Raw genomic sequence first — 19,515 nt, 5'->3', positions numbered from 1 at the left:
ACTGGACTCACCGCCATGTCATCTCGACTCCACGCCCTCGCCGGCCAGCCGGCCCCTCCCGACACGCTGATCGACCTCGATGCACTGCACGAGGCTTATTTTTCGCGTCAGCCTGACCCGAGCAGCCCGGAGCAGCAGGTGTCCTTCGGCACTTCCGGCCATCGCGGCTCGTCGCTGGACGGCTCGTTCAACGAGTGGCACGTGCTGGCCATCACCCAGGCCATCGTCGACCACCGCAAACAGCAGGGCATCGCCGGACCGCTGTTCCTCGGCGCGGACACCCATGCGCTGTCTGCCCCTGCCGTGACCAGCGCACTGGAGGTGCTGGCGGCCAATGGCGTGGACGTGATGCTGGCGCCCGCCGGCCAGTTCACGCCGACACCAGCGGTGTCGCTGGCCATCCTGGAATACAACCAGGGCAAGAGCGGCACGGCGCGCGCGGACGGCATCGTCGTCACGCCCTCGCACAACCCGCCGCGCGATGGCGGCTTCAAGTACAACCCTCCGCATGGTGGCCCCGCGGACAGCGACATCACGTCCGGCATCCAGAAGGACGCCAATGCCTACCTGGCGCAGTTGCTGCAAGGCGTGAGGCGCCTGGATGCCGACAGCGCGCTGGCGGCGAGCACGACGCATGAGCACGACTACCTGGCCCAGTACGTCGAGCTGCTCGGCAACGTGATCGACTTCGACGTCATCCGCAGCTCGGGCATCCGCCTGGGCGTGGACCCGCTGGGCGGCGCGGGCGTGGCCTATTGGCCGGCCATCGCGGAGCGCTACCAACTGCCGCTGACGGTCGTCAGCGGCGTGGTGGACGGGCGCTTCCCCTTCATGTCGCTGGACTGGGACGGCAAGATCCGCATGGACCCGTCTTCACCCTATGCGATGCAGCGCCTGACGCAGCTGCGCGACAAGTTCGACGTGGCTTTTGCCTGCGACACCGACCATGACCGCCACGGCATCGTCACGCCCAGCGGCGGGCTGATGCAGCCGAACAACTACCTCAGCGTCGCGGTGGATTACCTGTTCCGCCACCGGCCGGGCTGGGGGCAGGGCGCCGGCATCGGCAAGACGGTCGTGACGACCGCGCTGATCGACCGCATCGCGCGGGGCCTGGGCCGGCCGCTGTTCGACGCGCCAGTCGGCTTCAAGTGGTTCTCGCCGGGGCTGCTGGACGGCAGCCTGGGCCTGGGTTGCGAGGAAAGCGCGGGCGCGTCCTTCCTGCGCCGCGACGGCCGCGTGTGGACGTCCGACAAGGACGGCATCGCCGCAGCGCTGCTGTCCGCCGAGATCACCGCGCGCACGGGCAAGGACCCGAGCCAGTATTTCGATTCGTTGACCGCCACCTACGGCCGGCCGCACGCCGATCGCGTCGATGGCGCAGCGACGCGCGAGCAGAAGGCGCGGCTGTCCAAGCTGACGGCGGCCGACGTGCAGGCCACGTCGCTGGCCGGCGAAGCGGTCGAGTCCGTCATCAGCGCCGCACCCGCCAACGGGGCGGCCATCGGCGGCATCAAGGTGTCCACGGCGAACGGCTGGTTCGCCGCCCGGCCTTCAGGCACCGAGGACATCTACAAGGTCTACGCCGAGAGCTTCCGCGACGAGGCTCACCTGCAGGTGCTGCTGCAGGAGGCGCAGGACATCGTCAACAAATCTCTCTCCAGCTGATGCAGACGACCCTCGCCCCCGAATTCGCCGGCACCCGCGACGGCACCGAGGCCGAGGCCATCCTGCGGCGCTGCGTGCACTGCGGCTTCTGCACCGCCACCTGCCCGACCTACCAACTGCTGGGCGACGAGCTGGATGGGCCGCGCGGGCGTATCTACCTGATCAAGCAGGTGCTGGAAGGCGCCGAGCCGACGCGCGAGACGCAGCGGCACCTGGACCGCTGCCTCACCTGCCGCAACTGCGAGACGACCTGCCCGTCGGGCGTGGAGTACGGCCACCTCGTCGACATCGGCCGGCGCATCGTCGACGCGAAGGTGGAGCGCCCGGCGAGCGAGCGCCGCGTGCGCTGGCTGCTGAAGGAGGGGCTGACCTCGCCCCTGTTCAAGCCGGCGATGAAGCTCGGCCAGGCCTTGCGGCCGCTGGTGCCCGCGTCGTTGAAGGACAAGGTGCCGGCCAGGCCGCCAGCCACCGCGCACGACTGGCCGACGCGCCAGCTCAACCGCAAGGTGCTGCTGCTGCTCGGCTGCGTGCAGCCGGCGATGGCGCCCAACATCAACAGTGCGACGGCGCGCGTGCTGGACGCGGCGGGTATCCAGACCGTCGTGGCCGATGGTGCCGGCTGCTGCGGCGCCATCCGCGAGCACCTTGCCGACCACGACGGCGCGCTGGCCGACATGCGCCGCAACATCGACGCCTGGTGGCCGCTGGTGGCCGGCCCGGGCGAGCGCGTCGAGGCGCTGGTGATGAACGCTTCTGGCTGCGGCGTGACGGTGAAGGAGTACGCACACGCGCTCAGCGCAGACCCGGCCTATGCCGACAAGGCCGGGCGCATCAGCGAAGTCACCAAGGACTTGAGCGAGCTTCTGCCCGATCTCGTTCCCGCATTGAAAGCGCGGCTCAAGGCCAAGGGCGGCTCGCTGGCCTACCACCCGCCCTGCACGCTGCAGCATGGCCAGCAACTGAAGGGCGGCGTCGAGGCCGTGCTGCGCGAACTGGGTTTTCGCATCGACTGCGCGCCGACCGACAGCCACCTCTGCTGCGGCTCGGCCGGCACCTACTCGGTGTTGCAGCCTGAGTTGTCCAAGCAATTGCGCGACCGCAAGCTGTCCGCACTGGCACCGCTGAAGGCCGAGCAGATCGTGTCAGCCAACGTCGGCTGCATCCAGCACCTGCAAAGCGGCACGACCCAGCCGGTGCGGCATTGGGTTGAAGTGCTGGACGATGCGCTGAGGGGCGTCTGAAGACAGCAGTGCGGCGTGGCGTGCTGATGGTTCTGGCCAGCCTCGTGGGGCCGGCGTCTCGCGTGATGAAACGTACGGCCTGGGGACCGAAAAGCGTCAGCGAGTAGACGCCGTCGCTGCTGGGCACACCGGCGCGGTCACACAGTGCGGCAAGCGCGCGGCCAGGATCGCTGCGGCCACCAGCTTGAACGTGATGAGGGCCAAGCTCGTCAGGTCTTGAACGCCGATACCAGCTTCACCAGCTCGCTCGCCTGATGCTTCAGGCTCTCCGCCGCCGCGGCGCTTTCCTCCACCAGCGCGGCGTTCTGCTGAGTGGCTTCGTCCATCTGCGCGATGGCCAGGCCGACCTGGCTCACGCCAGTGCTCTGCTCGCGGCTGGCCGAGCTGATCTCGCGCACGATCTGGGCCACGCGGCCGATGGCCGTGACCACTTCCTGCATCGTGTCGCCGGCGCGATTGACCAGCACGGCGCCTTGGCCGACGCGCTCGACGCTGTCGCCGATCAGCACCTTGATTTCCTTGGCAGCGTCGGCGCTGCGTTGGGCCAGCATGCGCACCTCGCTGGCCACGACGGCGAAGCCGCGCCCTTGTTCACCGGCGCGTGCCGCCTCGACGGCAGCGTTCAGCGCCAGGATGTTGGTCTGGAAGGCGATGGCATCGATGGTGCCGATGATGTCGCCGATCTTGCGCGAGCTCTCCTCGATGCCGCGCATGCGCTGCACCGCCTCGCCCACGACCTCGCCGCCCTTGCGTGCCACCTCGCTGGCGTCATGCGCGAGCTGGTCGGCCTCGCCAGCGTTGTCGGCGGTCAGCTTCACGGTGGCCGACACCTCTTCCATCGCCGCCGCCGTCTGTTGAATGGCGCTGGCCTGCTGCTCGGTCCGTGCGGACAGGTCGTTGCTGCCCATCGAAATTTCAGAACTCGCTGTGGCCACGCCGTCAGCGTTCTCGCGCACCGACCCCACCAGGTGCCGCAACGACACCTGCATATTGGCCAGCGCCTGGGTGAGCTGGGCCGTCTCGTCGCTGCCGACGCTGACGATCTCGCGCGACAGGTCGCCCTGGCCGACTTCCTCGGCCTCCTGGATGGCGAGGTTCAGCGGCTTGACAACGGAGCGCGTGATGAGCCAGGCCGCTGCGATGCCCAGGGTCAGGCAGACGGCGGCGAGCGCCAGCATCAGCGTCTGCGTGCGGCGCGCCGCCTGCAGCACCAGCCGGGTTTCCTCGCGCACGCGCTCGCCCTGGTAGTCCGCCATGCGGCTGATGGATTTCACGTAGACCTCCGAGGCGGGCCGCATCTGGCCTTCCAGCACCGTCAGCGCGGCCTCTGTCTCGCCGGCCTTGAGCTGTGCGTTCACGCCGTTGCGGATGTCCACGTACGCCTTGCGCGTCGCCGCAATATCGTTCAGCAGTTCCTTGCCCTTGTCGGTGTCCTCGGCCTTGGTCAAGGCTTCCTGGAGCTTGTTGATGTTGGCGCTGGTCGCCGTGATGACGGGCGTGAAGAACACCGCCACCGGCCCCGAGCCACCAGCGCGGGCGACCGCGTCGGTGCGCGTGACGTTGAGCTGCGTCTGCGTGCGCCAGTCCTGGGCAGTGTCCTGGCGTTGCTGCAACTCCACCAGCATGTCGATATGCGGCCCGACCGTGGCCATCTGCCGGTAGCTCAAGCCCACGGCAAGCGCGAGCAGCACCAGCACCAACCCGAAGCCCAGGAACAATCGCGTCCCGATTCGCAAGGACTGCATTTTCATCACTGCCTCCAGTAGTTGTGCGGCAGCAGGGCGACAAGCGACGCACTCTGCCGGTGCGTTGACTCTACCCGTGGCAGCCATGAGGGGGCACAAAGAAAAACACCGCCTCGGGAGGCGGTGTTTCTCGGTTCAAGCTTTGGTTTTTACAACCCGGCAGCAGCGCGCAGCGCAGCAGCCTTGTCCGTCCGTTCCCAAGTGAACTCCGGCTCTTCACGCCCGAAGTGGCCATACGCCGCCGTCTTGGAATAGATCGGGCGCAGCAGGTCCAGCATCTGGATGATGCCCTTGGGGCGCAGGTCGAAATGCTCGTTCACCAGCGCAGCCAGCTTGTCGTCCGAGATGACGCCCGTGCCTTCGGTGTACACGGTGACATTCATCGGCCGGGCCACGCCAATGGCGTAGGCGACCTGGATCTGGCACTGGCGCGCCAGGCCGGCGGCAACGATGTTCTTGGCGACATAACGCGCGGCATAGGCGGCGCTGCGGTCGACCTTGGACGGGTCCTTGCCGCTGAAGGCGCCACCGCCGTGCGGGCAGGCGCCGCCGTAGGTGTCGACGATGATCTTGCGGCCGGTCAGGCCGCAGTCGCCCTGCGGGCCGCCAACGACGAAACGACCCGTCGGGTTGATCAAATACTTGGTGTCGGCCGTCAGCCAGTTCTTTGGCAGCACCGGCTTGATCAGCTCTTCACGGATCGCTTCGTAGAACTCGTCCGTCATGCGGTCGCCCAGCGAGTACTCGGGCGCATGCTGGGTGGAGAGCACGACCGTGTCGATGCTGTGCGGCTTGCCGTCCACATAGCGCATCGTCACCTGGCTCTTCGCATCGGGCCGCAGGAAGGGCAGGCGGCCGTCCTTGCGCAGCTGGGCCTGGCGCTCCACCAAGCGGTGGGCGTAGTAGATGGGCGCAGGCATCAGCTCGGGCGTCTCGTCACAGGCATAGCCGAACATCAGGCCCTGGTCGCCGGCACCGATGTTGAGGTGGTCGTCACTGGCGTGATCGACGCCCTGGGCGATGTCGTTGGACTGCTTGTCGTAGGCGACGAGGACGGCGCAGCCCTTGTAGTCGATGCCGTACTCGGTGTTGTCGTAGCCGATGCGCTTGATGGTGTCGCGCGCGACCTGGATGTAGTCGACGTGGGCGTTGGTCGTGATCTCGCCGGCGAGCACGACGAGGCCGGTGTTGCACAGCGTCTCGGCGGCCACGCGGCTGCGCGGGTCCTGCTCGAAGATGGCGTCGAGGATGGCGTCCGAGATCTGGTCGGCCACCTTGTCGGGGTGTCCTTCAGAGACGGACTCAGACGTGAAGAGGAAATCGTTGGCCACTTTTAAACTCCGGTTGCTTTAGGTCGGCGTTGCCGTCGCTCCTGGAGGTGCGGCGAACGCTTTAGCAGGATTTGTGAATCGCCCCGCAAGTAGTTCAGTTAACTCGGCGATCCGGCAAGTATAAGAAATATGGGCGTGGTCTTTCGGTTGTTGTCTTTGCTGCCTCTGGCGCTTTTGCACGCTTTGGGGTCGGTGCTGGGCTGGCTCGTCTACGTCGCCTCGGGCGTTTACCGGCGCCGCTTCAAGGCCAATGTGGCCCAGGCTGGCATTCGCTGGACCGAAGCCCGGCCGGCGATTGCAGCGGCCGGGCGCATGGCGGCCGAGTTGCCGTGGCTGTGGGTGGCCAGCCGCGGCAAGCCGCTCGGCAGCAAGCTGCAATGGGACGGCGGCGAGCTGATCGCGCAAGCGCTGGCCGAGAAGCGCGGTCTCGTCATGCTGACGCCGCACATGGGCTGCTTCGAGATCTGCGCCCAGGCCATTGCCGAGCGCTTCACCACGCCGGAGTCGCCCATCACCGTGCTCTACCGGCCGGCGCGCCAGGCCAGCATGCGCGAGGTGATGGCCGGCTCGCGTGAGCGCCCCGGCCTGGCCACCGCGCCGGCCTCGCTGTCGGGTGTGCGCCAGATGATCCGTGCGCTGCGCAAGGGCGAAGTCATCGGCCTGCTGCCCGACCAGGTGCCGCCCGAGGGCCTGGGCGTCTGGGCGCCGTTCTTCGGCAAGCCGGCCTACACGATGACGCTGGCGGCCCGCCTCGTGCAGCAGACCGGCGCGGCGCTGCTGCTGATCTGGGGCGAGCGCCTGCCGGGCGGCAAGGGCTTTGTCGTGCATGTGATGCCCGCGCCCGAGATCGCCAAGGCCGCGTCGAACGAGGAGGCCGCAGCGACCGTCAACGCGGCCATGGAAAGCGTCATTCGCCGGGCGCCGGGCCAATACCTCTGGGGCTACCACCGCTACAAGGAACCGCGCGGCCTGGACATCGGCGCGGCGCCTACGTCGGAAGGCTGAGCCGCGCCTCCAGGCCGCCGCCGTCGCGCGGCAGCAGCTCCAGCGTCGCGCCCAGCGCCTGCGCGAGGCGTTGGGCGATGGCCAGGCCCAGGCCGGTGCCGCCATTGGCACGGTTGCGTGAGGCCTCCAGGCGCACGAAGGGCTGCAACGCGGCCTGGCGTTGCCCGGCCGGGATGCCGGGGCCGCGGTCCAGCACGGCGATCTGCAGGGCGCCGTCGCGCGGCGTGATGACGACCTCGGCCGCGCCGGCGAACTTGACGGCGTTGTCGACGAGGTTGCCCACGACGCGGCGCAGCGCTCGCGGTCGCGTCGTGACGGGAGCGAGGGACGAGGGCGCATCCAGCGTGACCTGCTGGCCCGCGTCCTGCGCATCGCACACCAGCCCATCCAGCAGCGCGACAAGGTCCACCGCCTGCGGCGCTTCCTCCGCCGCATGGGCGCTGGCCGCGTAGTGCAGGCCCTCGGCGACGAGGCCGCGCATCTCGTCGATGTCGGCCAGCAGCTTGTCGCGCGCGCCGGCGTCGGCGAGCAGCTCGCTGCGCAGGCGCATGCGCGTCAGCGGCGTCTGCAGGTCGTGGGTGACGGCGGCCAGGATCTCGGAGCGCTCACGCAGGTGCTCTGCAATTCGCGCCTGCATGGCATTGAAGGCGCGCGCTGCCGACGCCACTTCGCGCGGCCCCTCCTCGGCCAGTGGCTTGGCGGCCAGGTCGGCGCCCAGGCTGTCGGCTGCGTCGGCCAGGCGGCGCAGCGGCCGCGTCGCCAGCCTGACCGCCGCCGCGCCGCACAGGGCCAGCACGGCGATTTGCGCGGCCAGCAGCGCCAGCGTCGTGACGGACGGCTTGAGTTGAGGGGGCTGCGCGCGCAGCGTCAGTGGCGCGCCGTCGGCCAGCTTGAGTGCGAACACCAGCTCGCCATCGGGTCGCGTGCCGGCAGCGGTGACACGTGTGATGCCGACTTCCGCGCGCAGCGTCTTCGCCAGCGCGTCTGCCGTTTCAGAGGGCGTGAAGTCGGCCGGCGCGGCGCTCAGTTCGTAGCGATAGCTGGGCCGCGCCAGCTTTGCCAGCCATTCGCCACGCTCCGTCTCGGGCAGGCGGTCCAGCACGGCCACCGCCGTGGCCACGTCGCGGCCCAGGTAGGCGTTCAGCATGCGGCCCATCGCCTCGCGGCGCTCGGCCAGCCAGGCCAGGCTGGCCAGGCCGTAGGCCAGCAGCAGGCCGACGAGGAGCAGGCCGGCCATGCGTCCCGCCAAGCTCATTCGACGGCCTCGACATCGGCGCAGAAGATGTAGCCCTCGTTGCGCACCGTCTTCACCAGCCGCGCCTCCTTGGCGTCGTCGCGCAGGCGGCGGCGAAGGCGACTGACGAGCAGGTCGATGGAGCGGTCGAAAGGGTCCGCCTCGCGGCCCTGCGTCAGGTTGAGCAACTGGTCGCGGCTGAGGATGCGTTGCGGGTGGTCGAGCAGCGTGCGCAGCAGGCGGTATTCGCCACCGGTCAGCGGCACCAGCGTGCCGGCCGCATCGAGCAGGTGGCGGGCCGTCGTGTCCAGCACCCAGTCGTTGAAGGCCAGCCGCCTGGCCTGGCGCTGCGGCGTGAGGCGCGGCGGCAGCTGGCGCGTGCGGCGCAGCACGGCGCGGATACGGGCCAGCAGCTCGCGGGTGGCGAAGGGCTTGGCGAGGTAGTCGTCGGCGCCCATCTCGAGGCCGAGCACGCGGTCGGCCTCGTCGCCGCGCGCGGTCAGCATGAGGATGGGCAGCGGCTCCACCTCGCGGGCGCGCAGGTCGCGGCACAGGGCCAGGCCGTCCTCGCCCGGCAGCATCAGGTCCAGCACGACGAGGTCAATCTGTTCCGCCGCCAGCACGGCCCGCATCTCGCGGCCCTGTGTGGCCGTGCTGATGCGGTAGCCGGCGGCGCGCAGGTAGTCGGCCAGCAGCGCCAGCAGCTGGCGGTCGTCGTCGACGAGCAGCAGGTGGTCGGGGCGAGGGGTCATGCGGCCACGATAGCCGAGGCGGCTGGGAGATTTGTATCGCTCTTTGTCTGCGCGGCCGGCGTGTGTCGGGCGGCGACACAGCGACATCGCGGTGATACCGCCGCCCGCTGCAATGGCACCTCTTCCACTTGAACGAGGTGCCCTCATGCGAACTGCCCTTTTCATCGCGCTGCTCATGGCCGGCGCTGCCCATGCTGACCCACGTGGCTTGTGGCTGACGGCCAGTGGCAACCTGGAGGTGCGCGTCGAGCCCTGCGGCGCGGCGTTGTGCGGCACCGTGGCGCGCGTCATGGCCAACCAGTCCATGAGCCGGCCCGGCGAGGCAATGGCGACCGATGCCAAGCCGGCCCAGGAAGGCATGGTCATCCTCAGCGACTTCGCACCCTCGGCCAGCGAGACGGGGCCGGATGGCAAGCCGGTCACCACCGAATGGCGGGGCCGCATCTTCAACCGCGAGAACGGCAAGACCTATGACTGCCTGATGTCCATCGGCCCCGCAGGTGAACTCAAGTTGCACGGCTACGTAGGCCTGCCGCTGTTCGGCAAGACGCAGGCCTGGCAGCGCGTTGCGGAGGTGAAGCAATGAGCATCCTGCTTCCCCTGACCGCTGCTTTCGGCGCTGGCCTGGCCACCGTCGCCAGCCCCTGTGTCCTGCCGCTGCTGCCGGCCTTGCTGGGCAGCAGCTGGGGCCGGCCCGATCCGTGGCGGCCGCCGCTCATCGTGCTCGGCTTTGTCGGCGCCTTCAGCGTGCTGGCCCTGGCCTTTGGCGCATCGGCCACGGCGCTCGGTTTGTCCGCCGGTGCGGTGCGCGACGTGGCAGCCGTGCTGCTGTTGGCAATGGGCGTGCTGCTGCTCTGGCCCGCCTTGTGGGAGAGGCTGTCGCTGCCGCTCGGCCGCGTGGCCGATGTGGCGCAGCGCTTCGGCCAGGGCGGCGGCCGCCTGGGTGCGCTCGCGCTCGGCGCCAGCCTGGGCGCCCTGTGGACGCCCTGCGCCGGGCCGGCGTTGGCCAGCATCCTGGCCCTGGTGGCGGGCGCCACCGAACCCGGCCAGGCGGCGGCGCTGCTCGTCGCCTACGCCGCGGGTGCCGGCGGGCCGATGCTGGCCGTGGCCTATGGCGGCCAGCGGCTCGCGCTGCGCTTGCGCGCTTGGGGCCGCGCGGCGACCCGGCTGCGCCAGGGGCTGGGCGTGCTCATTCTCGTGATGGCCGGCGCCAGCCTGGCGGACGTCAGCTCGAGCTGGGTCGCCGCGCTGAGCGGGCCGGCCGAGTCGGTCCAGACCAAGCCCGTCGGCAAACCGGCGCCCGAGTTGACGGGCACGGGTGGCTGGATCAACAGCCCGCCGTTGCAGCTGCAAGCCCTGCGCGGCAAGGTCGTGCTGATCGACTTCTGGACCTGGGACTGCGTCAACTGCCTGCGCAGCGTGCCGGTCATCGAGCGCCTGCACCAGCGCTACGCCGCACGCGGCCTCGTCGTTATCGGCGTGCACACGCCGGAGTTCGCGCACGAGCGGCCGCTGGACGGCGTGCAGGCCGCCGTGAAGCGCCTGGGCCTGCACTACCCGGTCGTGCAGGACAACGGCTACCGCGTCTGGCAGGCCTTCGGCAACCGCTACTGGCCAGCGGCGTGGCTCATCGACAAGGAGGGTCGCATCGTCTACCGCCACGAGGGCGAAGGGGGCGAGGCGGACCTTGCCGCAGCCATAGAGAGTGCCTTGCGATAATCCCCCAATGAGATTGCGCTTCACCAAGATGCACGGCGCGGGTAACGACTTCGTCGTCATCGATGCCACCCGCGAGCCGTTTGCGCTGACGCGGCAGCAGATGCGCCTGCTGGGCGACCGGCGCTTCGGTGTCGGCTGCGACCAGATCCTGGTCATCGAGCCCAGCCAGGATGCTGGCGCGGACTTCCGCTACCGCATCTTCAACAACACCGGCGACGAGGTGGAGCACTGCGGCAACGGCTCGCGCTGCTTCGTGCGCTTCGTCGTCGATGCCGGCCTGACGGACAAGCGCGAGATCCGCGTCGACACGATGAACCGCCGCCTGGTGCTGACCTTGCAGGACGACGGCCGGGTGACGGTGGACATGGGCGCGCCGGTGTTCGACCACGCGGCGCTGCCCTTCGATGCGAAGGGGCTGAAAGCCCGCGTCGTCAACGGCTTCGAGCTGTGGCCTGTGCAAGGCGTCGAGCTGGCCGTCGTCTCGATGGGCAACCCGCACGCGGTGCAGCGCGTCGACGACGTCGAGACCGCGCCGGTGGCCACACTTGGCCCGCTGATCGAGCATGACCCGCGCTTCGCCAAGCGCGTCAACGCCGGCTTCATGCAGGTGCTGAGCCGCGACCGCATTGCGCTACGCGTCTACGAGCGCGACGCCGGCGAGACGCTGGCCTGCGGCACGGGCGCCTGCGCGGCCGTCGTCGCCGGCATCCGCGCCGGCTGGCTGGACTCGGCTGTGGAAGTGCAGACCCGTGGCGGCCTGCTGCGCATCGAATGGGCCGGTGGCCAAGATGGCAAATTCGGTCCGGTCTTGATGACCGGCCCCGCCGTAAAAGTTTTTGATGGAGAGATCACGCTGTGAGTTCCAACCCGGCCGCTGACGCGGTGCAAGGCATCACCGAAACCGACATCGCCAACTACCTGGCGTCCACCCCCGGTTTCTTCGAGCGGCACTCCGCGCTGCTCGCCAGCGTGCAGTTGCAGCACCCGCATGGCGCACGCGCCGTGTCGTTGCAGGAGCGGCAGGCCGAGATGCTGCGCGACAAGATCAAGGCCCTGGAGCTGCGGGTCATCGACATGATCCGCAACGGCCAGGACAACGTCGCCATCTCCGACCGCCTGCACCGCTGGACGCTGTCCGTCATGCGCGCCGTGGGCACGCCCGAGCTGCCGGAAGTGCTGTTGGCCGAGCTGCGCCACCAGTTCATGATCCCGCAGGCGAGCCTCCGCCTTTGGGGCGTGGCGCCGGCCTACGAGGCGGCCGAGTTCGCGGCCTCGGTCAGCCCGGACGTGCGCAGCTTTGCCTCCAGCCTGAGCCAGCCCTATTGCGGCGTGAACTCCGGCTTTGAAGCTGCGCGCTGGCTGGGCCTGAGCGAAAGCGGCGGCATCGCCACGTCGCTGGCGCTGATCCCGTTGAGCCTGCCCAAGGCCAACGAGGGCAAGCCCTTCGGCCTGCTGGTGCTGGGCTCGCCCGACCCGACGCGCTACACGGCCGAGATGGGCACCGACTTCCTGAACCGCGTCGGCGAGATCGCCAGTGCGGGGTTGGCGGGGCTGCTGGCCGCGTGATGGGGTTGTGCGCTGACTTCGGCGAATATTTGCAGCACGCCCGCGTGCAGCAACGCCTGAGTCCGCGCACGCTGCGCATCTACACGGACGGCCTGGAGCGCTTGCAGGCCATGCTGGCCGAGGCATCCGTCGACGTGCGCGCGTTGACCATCACCCAGGCCCGCCGCCTCGCCGCGCTGCTGCACCGCGAGGGCCTCGGCCCGAAGTCGATCGCGCTGCTGTTGTCCGTCTGGCGCAGCGCCTACCGCTGGCTGGGCCTGCAGGGCCGCGTGGCGCTGAACCCGTTCGACGGCCTCCGCGCGCCCAAGGCACCCAAGCCCCTGCCCAAGGCCCTGGGCGTGGACGACGCCGTGCAGTTGGCCATCCATGTGCCGGATGAAGTGGCCGATTCGCGGCTGGAAGCCCGGGACCGTGCGGTCGTGGAGCTGCTCTACGGCGCCGGCCTGCGCGCGGCCGAGCTGATGGGTCTGGACGTGCAGGCCAGCGGCCAGGCGGACGGCTGGGTCGATCTGGAGTCGGCCGAGATCCATGTGCTCGGCAAGGGCGGCAAGCGTCGCAGCACGCCGCTGGGCAAGGCGGCGGCCGAGGCGCTGGGGGACTGGCTGGCCGTGCGCAGCCAGCTTGCGGCGGCCGGCGAAGCGGCCCTCTTCGTCGGCGCGCGGGGCCATCGAATTTCCGGCTCCACGCTGCGCACCATGCTGTCGGCCCGCGCCACCAGCGCCGGCATGCCCGCCCATGTCCACCCGCACATGCTGCGCCACAGCTTTGCCTCCCACCTGCTGCAGTCCAGCGGCGACCTGCGCGCAGTGCAGGAGCTCCTGGGCCACGCCCACATCACGACGACCCAGGTGTACACACAACTCGACCTCCAGCACCTGGCTCGCATCTACGACGCGGCCCACCCCCGCGCCAAGAAATGAACGCTCGAATCGCCGCACTGCTGGCACTGCTGCCGGCCTGTGCGCTGGCCACTCCCGATGAAGCCCCGTTTGCGAATGTTGCGCGCCTGAACAGCGTGCGCCCCGCCACCATCGAGGCCAACTGGACGCGCATGAAGATGCCCGACGGCGGCCGCACGGCCTTTGCGTCGATGAGCTACATGATGGCCTTCGACGATGACTGGGGCTTCGGTCCCGGCTTCTACGGCACGGCCAAGGGCAACTACGGCGGCATCTTCACGGTCGGCTTCACCGGCCAGCGGCGCTGGCGGCTGTCGGGCAACACGCATCTGGCGGCCAGCCTGTACGTGGGCGCGGGCGGCGGCTTGTCGAGCGAGGCCATGCGCTTCGGCGGCGGCCTGATGCTGCGGCCCGAGCTGTCCATCCGTACCGAGAACGGCCCCTGGTACACGGGCGTGGGCATCTCGCAGATCCGCTTTCCGAGTGGCAACGTGAAGAGCGGCGTGGGCCTGGCCTTCACGGTCGGGCGGTCGATGGACTTCGCGAGCTTCTCGCCCGACGACGCCGGCAAGCCCGCGCGCTCCGGCCGGCGCACCGGCCTGGGCATGGACGAGATCACGCTGATCGCCGGCATCGAGAAGCCCCGCGCCTCCAGCCGCACGCGCGGCGGCACGCCCTACGCCGGCAAGGTGGGCAAGGCGGGCGCGGAGCTGCGCCAGTACATCGCCGAAGGCAGCTGGTGGGGCTTCGAGGCCGCCGGCGCGGCCAAGGGCGGCGTTGACGGCTACATGGAAGTGCTGGGCCAGATCGGTCAGGACTGGGCCCTGTTCGGCACGCCGCGGCTGCGCGTGGGCGGCCAACTGGCCGCCGGCCTGGGCGGTGGCGGCAATGTGGACACGGGCAACGGCTGGCTGCTGCGCGCCGGGCCGACGCTGCGCTGGATCACGCCCTGGGGCCCCAGCCTGCGCCTGGACGCCGGCCTCACGCATGCGCCGAGCGGCGCCTACAGCGCGACCTTCGTGCGCGCCGCGCTCAGCATGCCGCTGGACCGCACGCCCACGCTGATCGGCGACGACCCCGGCGGCACCGTGCGCGTGCAGCAGTTGGGCGCCAGCGTCATGCACCTGCCGCGCATGCGCTTCAAGGACGGGCGGCAGGAGGCGGTCAGCCACGTGGCCGTCAGCATGTCGCGCGAGTTCTCGCCGCGCGTCTACGGCACGGCCCAGGCGGGCAGCGCGGCGGCCGGCAGCGCGGGCGCCTACTCCTTCGGCCTGTTCGGCCTGGGCGTGCAGAGCGACCCGCTGTGGAGCGGCATGCGCGTCGGCGCCGAGTTGCTGGTCGGCGCGGCCGGCGGTGGCGGCGTGAAGGTGGGTGGCGGCGCGGTGACGCAGGCCGAGGTCTGGGCGCAATGGCAGATTGCCGAGCGGCTGCGGCTGCGTGCCGGCGTGGGCCAGTTCCGCACCGTGCGTGGCAGCGACCAGTCCACGCCGTTGACGCATCTGCAACTCAGCTACGCCTTCGGAGCCTTGCAACGATGAAGAAAGTGGTCATCCGCCCGGGCAAGGAGCGCTCGCTCGTCAAGCGCCACCCCTGGGTGTTCGAAAGCTCCATTGCGCGCGGCGGTGGCGACCCGGGCGAGACGGTGCGCGTGGAGTCGGCCGACGGCGCCTTCCTGTGCTGGGCGGCGTTCAGCCCGCAGTCGCAGATCCGGCTGCGCGCCTGGAGCTTCGACGAGGCCGAGCGCATCGACGCCGCCTTCTTCAAGCGGCGCATCGCGCAGGCGATTGCGATGCGCCAGCGGCTGGCGATTGCGTCCGACGCCTGGCGCCTGGTCCACGGCGAGGCCGACGGCCTGCCCGGGCTGATCGTCGACCGTTATGGCGACACGCTGGTGGCCCAGTTCGGCAGCGCCGGCGCCGAGCGCTGGAAGGCCCAGATCGCCGACGCGCTGCTCGCCGAGACCGGCCTCACGCGGCTGTACGAGCGCTCCGACGCCCAGGCCCGCGAGTGGGAAGGCCTGCCCCAGCAAACCGGCTGGCTCAGGGGTGACGGTCCAACTGCACTGACCATCCGCGAGCACGACTGGCAGCTGACGTTGGACGTCGCCGAAGGCCACAAGACCGGCTACTACCTCGACCAGCGCGACAGCCGCCGTCGCTTTGCCGATGCGGTGAAGCAGTACGGCGTGCAGAGCGTGCTGAATTGCTTCAGCTACACGGGCGGCTTCTCGATCGCGGCGCTGGCGGGTGGTGCGACGCAGGTCGTCAGCGTCGATTCATCCGGCCCGGCGCTGGAGCGCGCCAAGGCGCATGTGGCGCTGAACGGCTTCGACGCCAGCCGCCACGAGGCCTGGGATGCCGACGTGAACGCCACGCTGCGCCGCTGCCTCGCCGAAGGCCGGCGCTTCGACGCCATCGTGCTCGACCCGCCCAAGTTCGCGCCCACCGTCGCTCACGCCGAACGCGCGGCCCGCGCCTACAAGGACATCAACCGCCTGGCCTTCATGCTGCTGAACGAGGGCGGGCTGCTGTACACCTTCTCGTGCTCGGGCGGCATCGCGCCCGACCTGTTCCACAAGATCGTTGCCGGTGCCGGCCTGGACGCGGGCGTGGACGGCTACATCGTCGAGCGCCTGTCGGCCGCAGCGGACCATCCGCAGACCGTCTGCTTCCCCGAGGGCGACTACCTCAAGGGCCTGGGGCTGCTGAAGCGCTGAACGCCCCGGCGCTCAGGCGCGGCGCCGGCGCGCCCAGCCCAGCACGGCCAGGCCGCCAAGCAGCAGCGCGTAGCTTTGCGGCTCCGGCACGGCGGCAGTGGCAACATCCCAGCCAATGGCGTCCATAGCGCGCAGGTCGGTGGCGCTGGCGTCATAGGACTGGCCGTAGGGCACGAAGGGCCCCATCAGCAAGGCGTTGCCGTCGCTGAAATGGCTGGCCTGGTTGCCATCGCCGTTGAGCTTGCCGGTTGAGAAGGCCTGCTGCGAGCTGTCGCCGCCGTCGATGGAGAAATAGGGCTTGGGGTCGCCGCCCACGGTCAGGTCCAGCGCGCCGGCCGCCGAGTAGCGGAACAGGTCCAGCGTGGAATACCAGGCGCTGCCGTCGAAGCCCTGGCTGGTGCCGCATTGGGCGGCGTTGCTCAGGCAGAAATCAATGCCGTCCACGCCCGAGACGAAGCCCAGCGCATGGCCGATCTCGTGCTCGGCCAGGGTGGTGAAGTCGATCTTGTCGAACGGCAACGGGCCGCCGGCGCGGGTGTAGACGAAGTTGCCGGCGTAGCCGTTGGCGAAGCGGATGGTCGCGTCGGCGCTGTTGACGCCCGTGCCGGTGTCCGTGTAGCCGAGGGCCTTGGCATTGGCCGTCGTGAACTTCAGGGTGGTGTTGTTCACCGAGCCGTCGTTGTCCAGGCGCGTGGTCAGGTCAGGCTGGGTCGCCAGGAAGCTCAGCGACGAGGCGGCCTGCAGATGGCCGACGGCACTGGCGTCGGTGACTGACTTCGCGTCCGCCGCCAGGCGGCTGCGCAGGTCGCCGTAGTTGGCCTGGTAGTAAGTCCAGGTCGCCGAGCCCAGCGTGTTGCTGCCCAGTTCGTCGAAACCGATGTTGATGTAGACCGTGACCGGGTCGGTCAGCTTGCTCTCCCAGTAGCTGGCGGCGCTCTCGAAGGCCGCGAACTGCTGGCTGTTCATGGCTGTCGCACCGACGTCCTTGAAGACGATGTCGAGTGCCTGGGCGGCGGGTGCCAGGCCGGCGAGGCCGAGGGCCAGCGCGAGTGCGGCGGGGCGGCAGAAGGGGCGGGCGGGCATCGCGGACTCCGGGACGGACGGAACACGCGGAATTCTGGGCGGCTTCCATGGCGCTGGCGACGCAACTGGCGCCGCCGGGGCGTGCAAGCTAGGGGGACGGCAGCGAAATGCGGGGGTCGAACTTGGCCCGCTTCACGCTGAAGAAGGCCTTGATGTTGCGCACATTGGCGTCCTGAGTCAGCAGCCGCTGCGTCAGCGCGTGATAGGCCGGCATGTCGGGCATCTGCGCGATGAGCACGAAGTCCGGCCCCGGCGATACGCGCCAGCACTGCTGCACGGCGGCCTCCTGCACGGCGCGCGCCTCGAAGGCATCCAGATGCTCCGCGCCCTGGCGGTCCAGCGTGATCTCCAGGATGACCGAGAGCCCGGCGCCAAGCTTCTCCGGCGACAGCAAGGCCACCCGGCGCTCGACGATGCCGGCGTCCACCAGGCGCTTCACGCGGCGCAGACAGGTGGCGGGCGACACGGCCACGCGGGCGGCCAGGTCCTGGTTGCTCAGCGCGGCGTCGGTCTGCAAGGCGTCAAGCAGTCGGAGATCGATGGCGTCGAATTCGTTCATGAATTAATATTTTAAGAATGAAAATTTCGTCTCTAGTGGGTGAAGAAATATTCATTCAGAAGCAGTGAAATTTTGCATGCTTCTGCCGCGTTGGCCTGCCTAGCATGCGCCACCCCCTAATCGGAAGAGAGTCCTCCATGTGCGGCATCGTCGGCGCGGTCAGTCAGCGCAACATCGTTCCCATCCTCGTCGAAGGCCTGAAGCGCCTGGAGTACCGGGGCTATGACTCCTGCGGCGTGGCCGTGCACCAGGACGGCGGCCTGCGCCGCGCCCGCAGCACCTCGCGCGTGGCCGAGCTGCAGCACCAGGCCGACCAGGACGGCATCGCCGCCGGCACCGGCATCGCCCACACCCGCTGGGCCACCCACGGCGCGCCGGCCGTGCACAACGCCCACCCGCATTTCTCGGTGGGCCCGAACGCCGAGACTGGCGGCATCGGCCGGATCGCCCTCGTCCACAACGGCATCATCGAGAACCACGATGAACTGCGCGCCGAGCTCAAGGCCCGTGGCTACCAGTTCCACAGCCAGACCGACACCGAGGTCATCGCCCACCTCATCGACCACCTCTACAGCGGCGACCTGCTGGACGCCGTGCAGCAGGCCCTGCCGCGCCTGAAGGGCGCCTACGCGGTGGCCGTGTTCTGCCGTGACGAGCCGCACCGCGTCGTCGCCGCCCGCGAGGGCTCGCCGCTGGTGCTGGGCGTGGGCGAGGGCGAGAACTTCGTCGCCTCAGACGCCATGGCCCTGGCCGGTGTGACCAACCAGATCGTCTACCTGGAAGAGGGCGACGTCGTCGATCTGCAGCTCGGCCGCTACTGGCTCAGCCAGCTCGACACCAAGACCGGCCGCTACCAGGCCGTCGAGCGTGAGGTCAGGACCGTGCATGCCCACAGCGGCGCCGCCGAGCTGGGCCCCTACCGCCACTACATGCAGAAGGAAATCTTCGAGCAGCCCACGGCCATCGCCAACACGCTCGAAGCCATCACCGCCATCAGCCCCGAGCTCTTCGGCGACGGCGCCTACCGCGTGTTCAAGGACATCGACAAGGTCCTCATCCTGGCCTGCGGCACAAGCTACTACTCCGGATCGACCGCCAAATACTGGCTGGAAAGCATCGCCAAGATCCCGACCTCGGTCGAGATCGCCAGCGAATACCGCTACCGCGACAGCGTGCCCGACCCCCGGACGCTGGTCGTCACCATCAGCCAGAGCGGCGAGACGGCCGACACCATCGCCGCGCTCAAGCATGCCCGCTCACTGGGCATGAAGCACACGCTGACCATCTGCAACGTGGCCACCAGCGCCATGGTGCGCGAGTGCGAGCTGGCCTACATCACGCGCGCCGGCGTCGAGATCGGCGTCGCGTCCACCAAGGCGTTCACGACACAGCTGGTGGGCCTGTTCCTGCTGACGCTGGCCCTGGCCCAGACCCGTGGCCACCTCAGCGAGGCCGACGAGGCCGAGCACCTGAAGGACCTGCGCCATCTGCCCGTGGCGGTGCAAGCCGTCCTGGCGCTGGAGCCGCAAGTCATCGCCTGGAGCGAGGAATTCGCGCGCAAGGAGAACGCCCTGTTCCTGGCGCGCGGCCTGCACTACCCCATCGCCATGGAAGGCGCGCTCAAGCTCAAGGAGATCACCTACATCCACGCCGAGGCTTACGCCGCCGGTGAGCTGAAGCACGGCCCGCTGGCCCTGGTCACGTCGGAGATGCCGGTCGTGACGGTAGCGCCCAATGACGCGCTGCTGGAGAAGCTCAAGAGCAATATGCAGGAAGTGCGCGCCCGCGGCGGCCAGCTCTACGTGTTTGCCGACGGCGACACGGCCATCGAAAGCGAAGCCGGCCTGCACGTCATCCGCATGCCCGAGCACTACGGCGCGCTGTCGCCCATCCTGCACGTCGTGCCGCTGCAGCTGCTGGCGTATCACACGGCCTGCGCAAGGGGTACGGATGTGGACAAGCCTCGCAATCTGGCGAAGTCGGTCACCGTCGAATGA

The 19,515-nt window shown here is 69.5% G+C and carries 17 protein-coding genes; 11 read left to right on the top strand and 6 right to left on the bottom strand.

Translation table 11 applies throughout. The features are described 5' to 3' along the window. Positions 1–15 precede the first annotated feature (15 nt). Together pgm and glcF are read left to right on the top strand one after the other, a co-directional pair. The gene (gene pgm / locus AC0IZJ_RS13255) at positions 16–1,668 is read left to right on the top strand and encodes a phosphoglucomutase (alpha-D-glucose-1,6-bisphosphate-dependent) (RefSeq protein ID WP_471850410.1); all 1,653 of its coding nucleotides are present in this window, start codon (positions 16–18) and stop codon (positions 1,666–1,668) included. After that, positions 1,668–2,909 carry a glycolate oxidase subunit GlcF gene (gene glcF, locus AC0IZJ_RS13250; RefSeq protein WP_471850408.1) on the top strand — a complete coding sequence of 414 codons (1,242 nt, stop codon included), beginning with the start codon at positions 1,668–1,670 and terminating at the stop codon, positions 2,907–2,909. The genes pgm and glcF overlap by 1 nt, the downstream gene beginning before the upstream one ends. Before the next feature lie 209 nt (positions 2,910–3,118). Here the strand turns inward: glcF and AC0IZJ_RS13245 are convergent, their stop codons facing one another. Together AC0IZJ_RS13245 and metK are read right to left on the bottom strand one after the other, a co-directional pair. Next, positions 3,119–4,660 (bottom strand): methyl-accepting chemotaxis protein, encoded by a 1,542-nt coding sequence (locus AC0IZJ_RS13245; RefSeq protein ID WP_471850406.1) that lies wholly within the window; start codon positions 4,658–4,660, stop codon positions 3,119–3,121. A gap of 143 nt (positions 4,661–4,803) precedes the next feature. Continuing rightward, entirely contained in the window at positions 4,804–5,985 is a 1,182-nt protein-coding gene (metK, locus tag AC0IZJ_RS13240) for a methionine adenosyltransferase (protein WP_471850404.1), read from the bottom strand. 129 nt (positions 5,986–6,114) lie between these two features. Between metK and AC0IZJ_RS13235 the strand changes: the two genes are divergently transcribed. Then, positions 6,115–6,990: a lysophospholipid acyltransferase family protein gene (locus AC0IZJ_RS13235; RefSeq protein WP_471850402.1), complete on the top strand. Its 876-nt coding sequence runs from the start codon at positions 6,115–6,117 to the stop codon at positions 6,988–6,990. Here AC0IZJ_RS13235 and AC0IZJ_RS13230 read toward each other — a convergent pair. Both AC0IZJ_RS13230 and AC0IZJ_RS13225 read right to left on the bottom strand, forming a co-directional pair. Further along, the gene (locus AC0IZJ_RS13230) at positions 6,974–8,227 is read right to left on the bottom strand and encodes an ATP-binding protein (protein WP_471850400.1); all 1,254 of its coding nucleotides are present in this window, start codon (positions 8,225–8,227) and stop codon (positions 6,974–6,976) included. The two genes, AC0IZJ_RS13235 and AC0IZJ_RS13230, sit on opposite strands and share 17 nt — an antisense overlap. Positions 8,228–8,241: 14 nt before the next feature. Beyond that, entirely contained in the window at positions 8,242–8,976 is a 735-nt protein-coding gene (locus AC0IZJ_RS13225) for a response regulator (RefSeq protein ID WP_471850398.1), read from the bottom strand. A 145-nt stretch (positions 8,977–9,121) separates the two neighbouring features. Here AC0IZJ_RS13225 and AC0IZJ_RS13220 point away from each other — a divergent pair, with 145 nt between their 5' ends. Genes AC0IZJ_RS13220 through AC0IZJ_RS13190 form a run of 7 tightly spaced genes read left to right on the top strand, consistent with a single transcriptional unit; the run spans position 9,122 to position 15,876 of the window. Beyond that, a complete protein-coding gene (locus AC0IZJ_RS13220) occupies positions 9,122–9,562 on the top strand; it encodes a DUF2147 domain-containing protein (protein WP_471850396.1) in 441 nt (146 codons plus the stop codon). Further along, complete coding sequence (locus tag AC0IZJ_RS13215) at positions 9,559–10,695, top strand: cytochrome c biogenesis protein/redoxin (RefSeq protein ID WP_471850394.1); 1,137 nt, start codon at positions 9,559–9,561, stop codon at positions 10,693–10,695. Before AC0IZJ_RS13220 ends, AC0IZJ_RS13215 begins: the two co-directional genes overlap by 4 nt. Before the next feature lie 7 nt (positions 10,696–10,702). Continuing rightward, the gene (gene dapF, locus AC0IZJ_RS13210) at positions 10,703–11,554 is read left to right on the top strand and encodes a diaminopimelate epimerase (protein ID WP_471850392.1); all 852 of its coding nucleotides are present in this window, start codon (positions 10,703–10,705) and stop codon (positions 11,552–11,554) included. Further along, the gene (locus AC0IZJ_RS13205; protein WP_471850390.1) at positions 11,551–12,261 is read left to right on the top strand and encodes a DUF484 family protein; all 711 of its coding nucleotides are present in this window, start codon (positions 11,551–11,553) and stop codon (positions 12,259–12,261) included. The genes dapF and AC0IZJ_RS13205 overlap by 4 nt, the downstream gene beginning before the upstream one ends. Next, positions 12,261–13,181 (top strand): tyrosine recombinase XerC, encoded by a 921-nt coding sequence (locus AC0IZJ_RS13200; protein ID WP_471850388.1) that lies wholly within the window; start codon positions 12,261–12,263, stop codon positions 13,179–13,181. Before AC0IZJ_RS13205 ends, AC0IZJ_RS13200 begins: the two co-directional genes overlap by 1 nt. After that, positions 13,178–14,698: a hypothetical protein gene (locus AC0IZJ_RS13195; RefSeq protein ID WP_471850386.1), complete on the top strand. Its 1,521-nt coding sequence runs from the start codon at positions 13,178–13,180 to the stop codon at positions 14,696–14,698. The genes AC0IZJ_RS13200 and AC0IZJ_RS13195 overlap by 4 nt, the downstream gene beginning before the upstream one ends. After that, positions 14,695–15,876, top strand: a complete 1,182-nt coding sequence (locus AC0IZJ_RS13190) for a class I SAM-dependent rRNA methyltransferase (protein WP_471850384.1) — start codon at positions 14,695–14,697, stop codon at positions 15,874–15,876. Before AC0IZJ_RS13195 ends, AC0IZJ_RS13190 begins: the two co-directional genes overlap by 4 nt. A 12-nt stretch (positions 15,877–15,888) precedes the next feature. On the opposite strand, the gene AC0IZJ_RS13185 is transcribed toward AC0IZJ_RS13190, so the two are convergent. After that, positions 15,889–16,959 carry an NF038122 family metalloprotease gene (locus tag AC0IZJ_RS13185; RefSeq protein ID WP_471850382.1) on the bottom strand — a complete coding sequence of 357 codons (1,071 nt, stop codon included), beginning with the start codon at positions 16,957–16,959 and terminating at the stop codon, positions 15,889–15,891. 88 nt (positions 16,960–17,047) lie between these two features. Next, positions 17,048–17,518 carry an Lrp/AsnC family transcriptional regulator gene (locus AC0IZJ_RS13180; RefSeq protein WP_471850380.1) on the bottom strand — a complete coding sequence of 157 codons (471 nt, stop codon included), beginning with the start codon at positions 17,516–17,518 and terminating at the stop codon, positions 17,048–17,050. Between the two features lie 137 nt (positions 17,519–17,655). Between AC0IZJ_RS13180 and glmS the strand changes: the two genes are divergently transcribed. Then, positions 17,656–19,515 (top strand): glutamine--fructose-6-phosphate transaminase (isomerizing), encoded by a 1,860-nt coding sequence (gene glmS, locus AC0IZJ_RS13175; RefSeq protein ID WP_471850378.1) that lies wholly within the window; start codon positions 17,656–17,658, stop codon positions 19,513–19,515.

The sequence above is a fragment of the Roseateles sp. AC306 genome (assembly GCF_979253795.1).
Note: the sequence above shows the minus strand (reverse complement) of the source record. Positions and strands in the feature narration are given on the sequence as shown.

Excerpts from the sequence above, each read along its gene's own strand:
- pgm (WP_471850410.1), top strand. The coding sequence starts at position 16 with ATGTCATCTCGACTCCACGCCCTCGCCGGCCAGCCGGCCCCTCCCGAC.
- glcF (WP_471850408.1), top strand. The coding sequence starts at position 1,668 with ATGCAGACGACCCTCGCCCCCGAATTCGCCGGCACCCGCGACGGCACC.
- AC0IZJ_RS13245 (WP_471850406.1), bottom strand. The coding sequence starts at position 4,660 with ATGAAAATGCAGTCCTTGCGAATCGGGACGCGATTGTTCCTGGGCTTC.
- AC0IZJ_RS13235 (WP_471850402.1), top strand. The coding sequence starts at position 6,115 with ATGGGCGTGGTCTTTCGGTTGTTGTCTTTGCTGCCTCTGGCGCTTTTG.
- AC0IZJ_RS13230 (WP_471850400.1), bottom strand. The coding sequence starts at position 8,227 with ATGGCCGGCCTGCTCCTCGTCGGCCTGCTGCTGGCCTACGGCCTGGCC.
- AC0IZJ_RS13225 (WP_471850398.1), bottom strand. The coding sequence starts at position 8,976 with ATGACCCCTCGCCCCGACCACCTGCTGCTCGTCGACGACGACCGCCAG.
- AC0IZJ_RS13220 (WP_471850396.1), top strand. The coding sequence starts at position 9,122 with ATGCGAACTGCCCTTTTCATCGCGCTGCTCATGGCCGGCGCTGCCCAT.
- AC0IZJ_RS13215 (WP_471850394.1), top strand. The coding sequence starts at position 9,559 with ATGAGCATCCTGCTTCCCCTGACCGCTGCTTTCGGCGCTGGCCTGGCC.
- dapF (WP_471850392.1), top strand. The coding sequence starts at position 10,703 with ATGAGATTGCGCTTCACCAAGATGCACGGCGCGGGTAACGACTTCGTC.
- AC0IZJ_RS13200 (WP_471850388.1), top strand. The coding sequence starts at position 12,261 with ATGGGGTTGTGCGCTGACTTCGGCGAATATTTGCAGCACGCCCGCGTG.
- AC0IZJ_RS13195 (WP_471850386.1), top strand. The coding sequence starts at position 13,178 with ATGAACGCTCGAATCGCCGCACTGCTGGCACTGCTGCCGGCCTGTGCG.
- AC0IZJ_RS13190 (WP_471850384.1), top strand. The coding sequence starts at position 14,695 with ATGAAGAAAGTGGTCATCCGCCCGGGCAAGGAGCGCTCGCTCGTCAAG.
- AC0IZJ_RS13185 (WP_471850382.1), bottom strand. The coding sequence starts at position 16,959 with ATGCCCGCCCGCCCCTTCTGCCGCCCCGCCGCACTCGCGCTGGCCCTC.
- AC0IZJ_RS13180 (WP_471850380.1), bottom strand. The coding sequence starts at position 17,518 with ATGAACGAATTCGACGCCATCGATCTCCGACTGCTTGACGCCTTGCAG.
- glmS (WP_471850378.1), top strand. The coding sequence starts at position 17,656 with ATGTGCGGCATCGTCGGCGCGGTCAGTCAGCGCAACATCGTTCCCATC.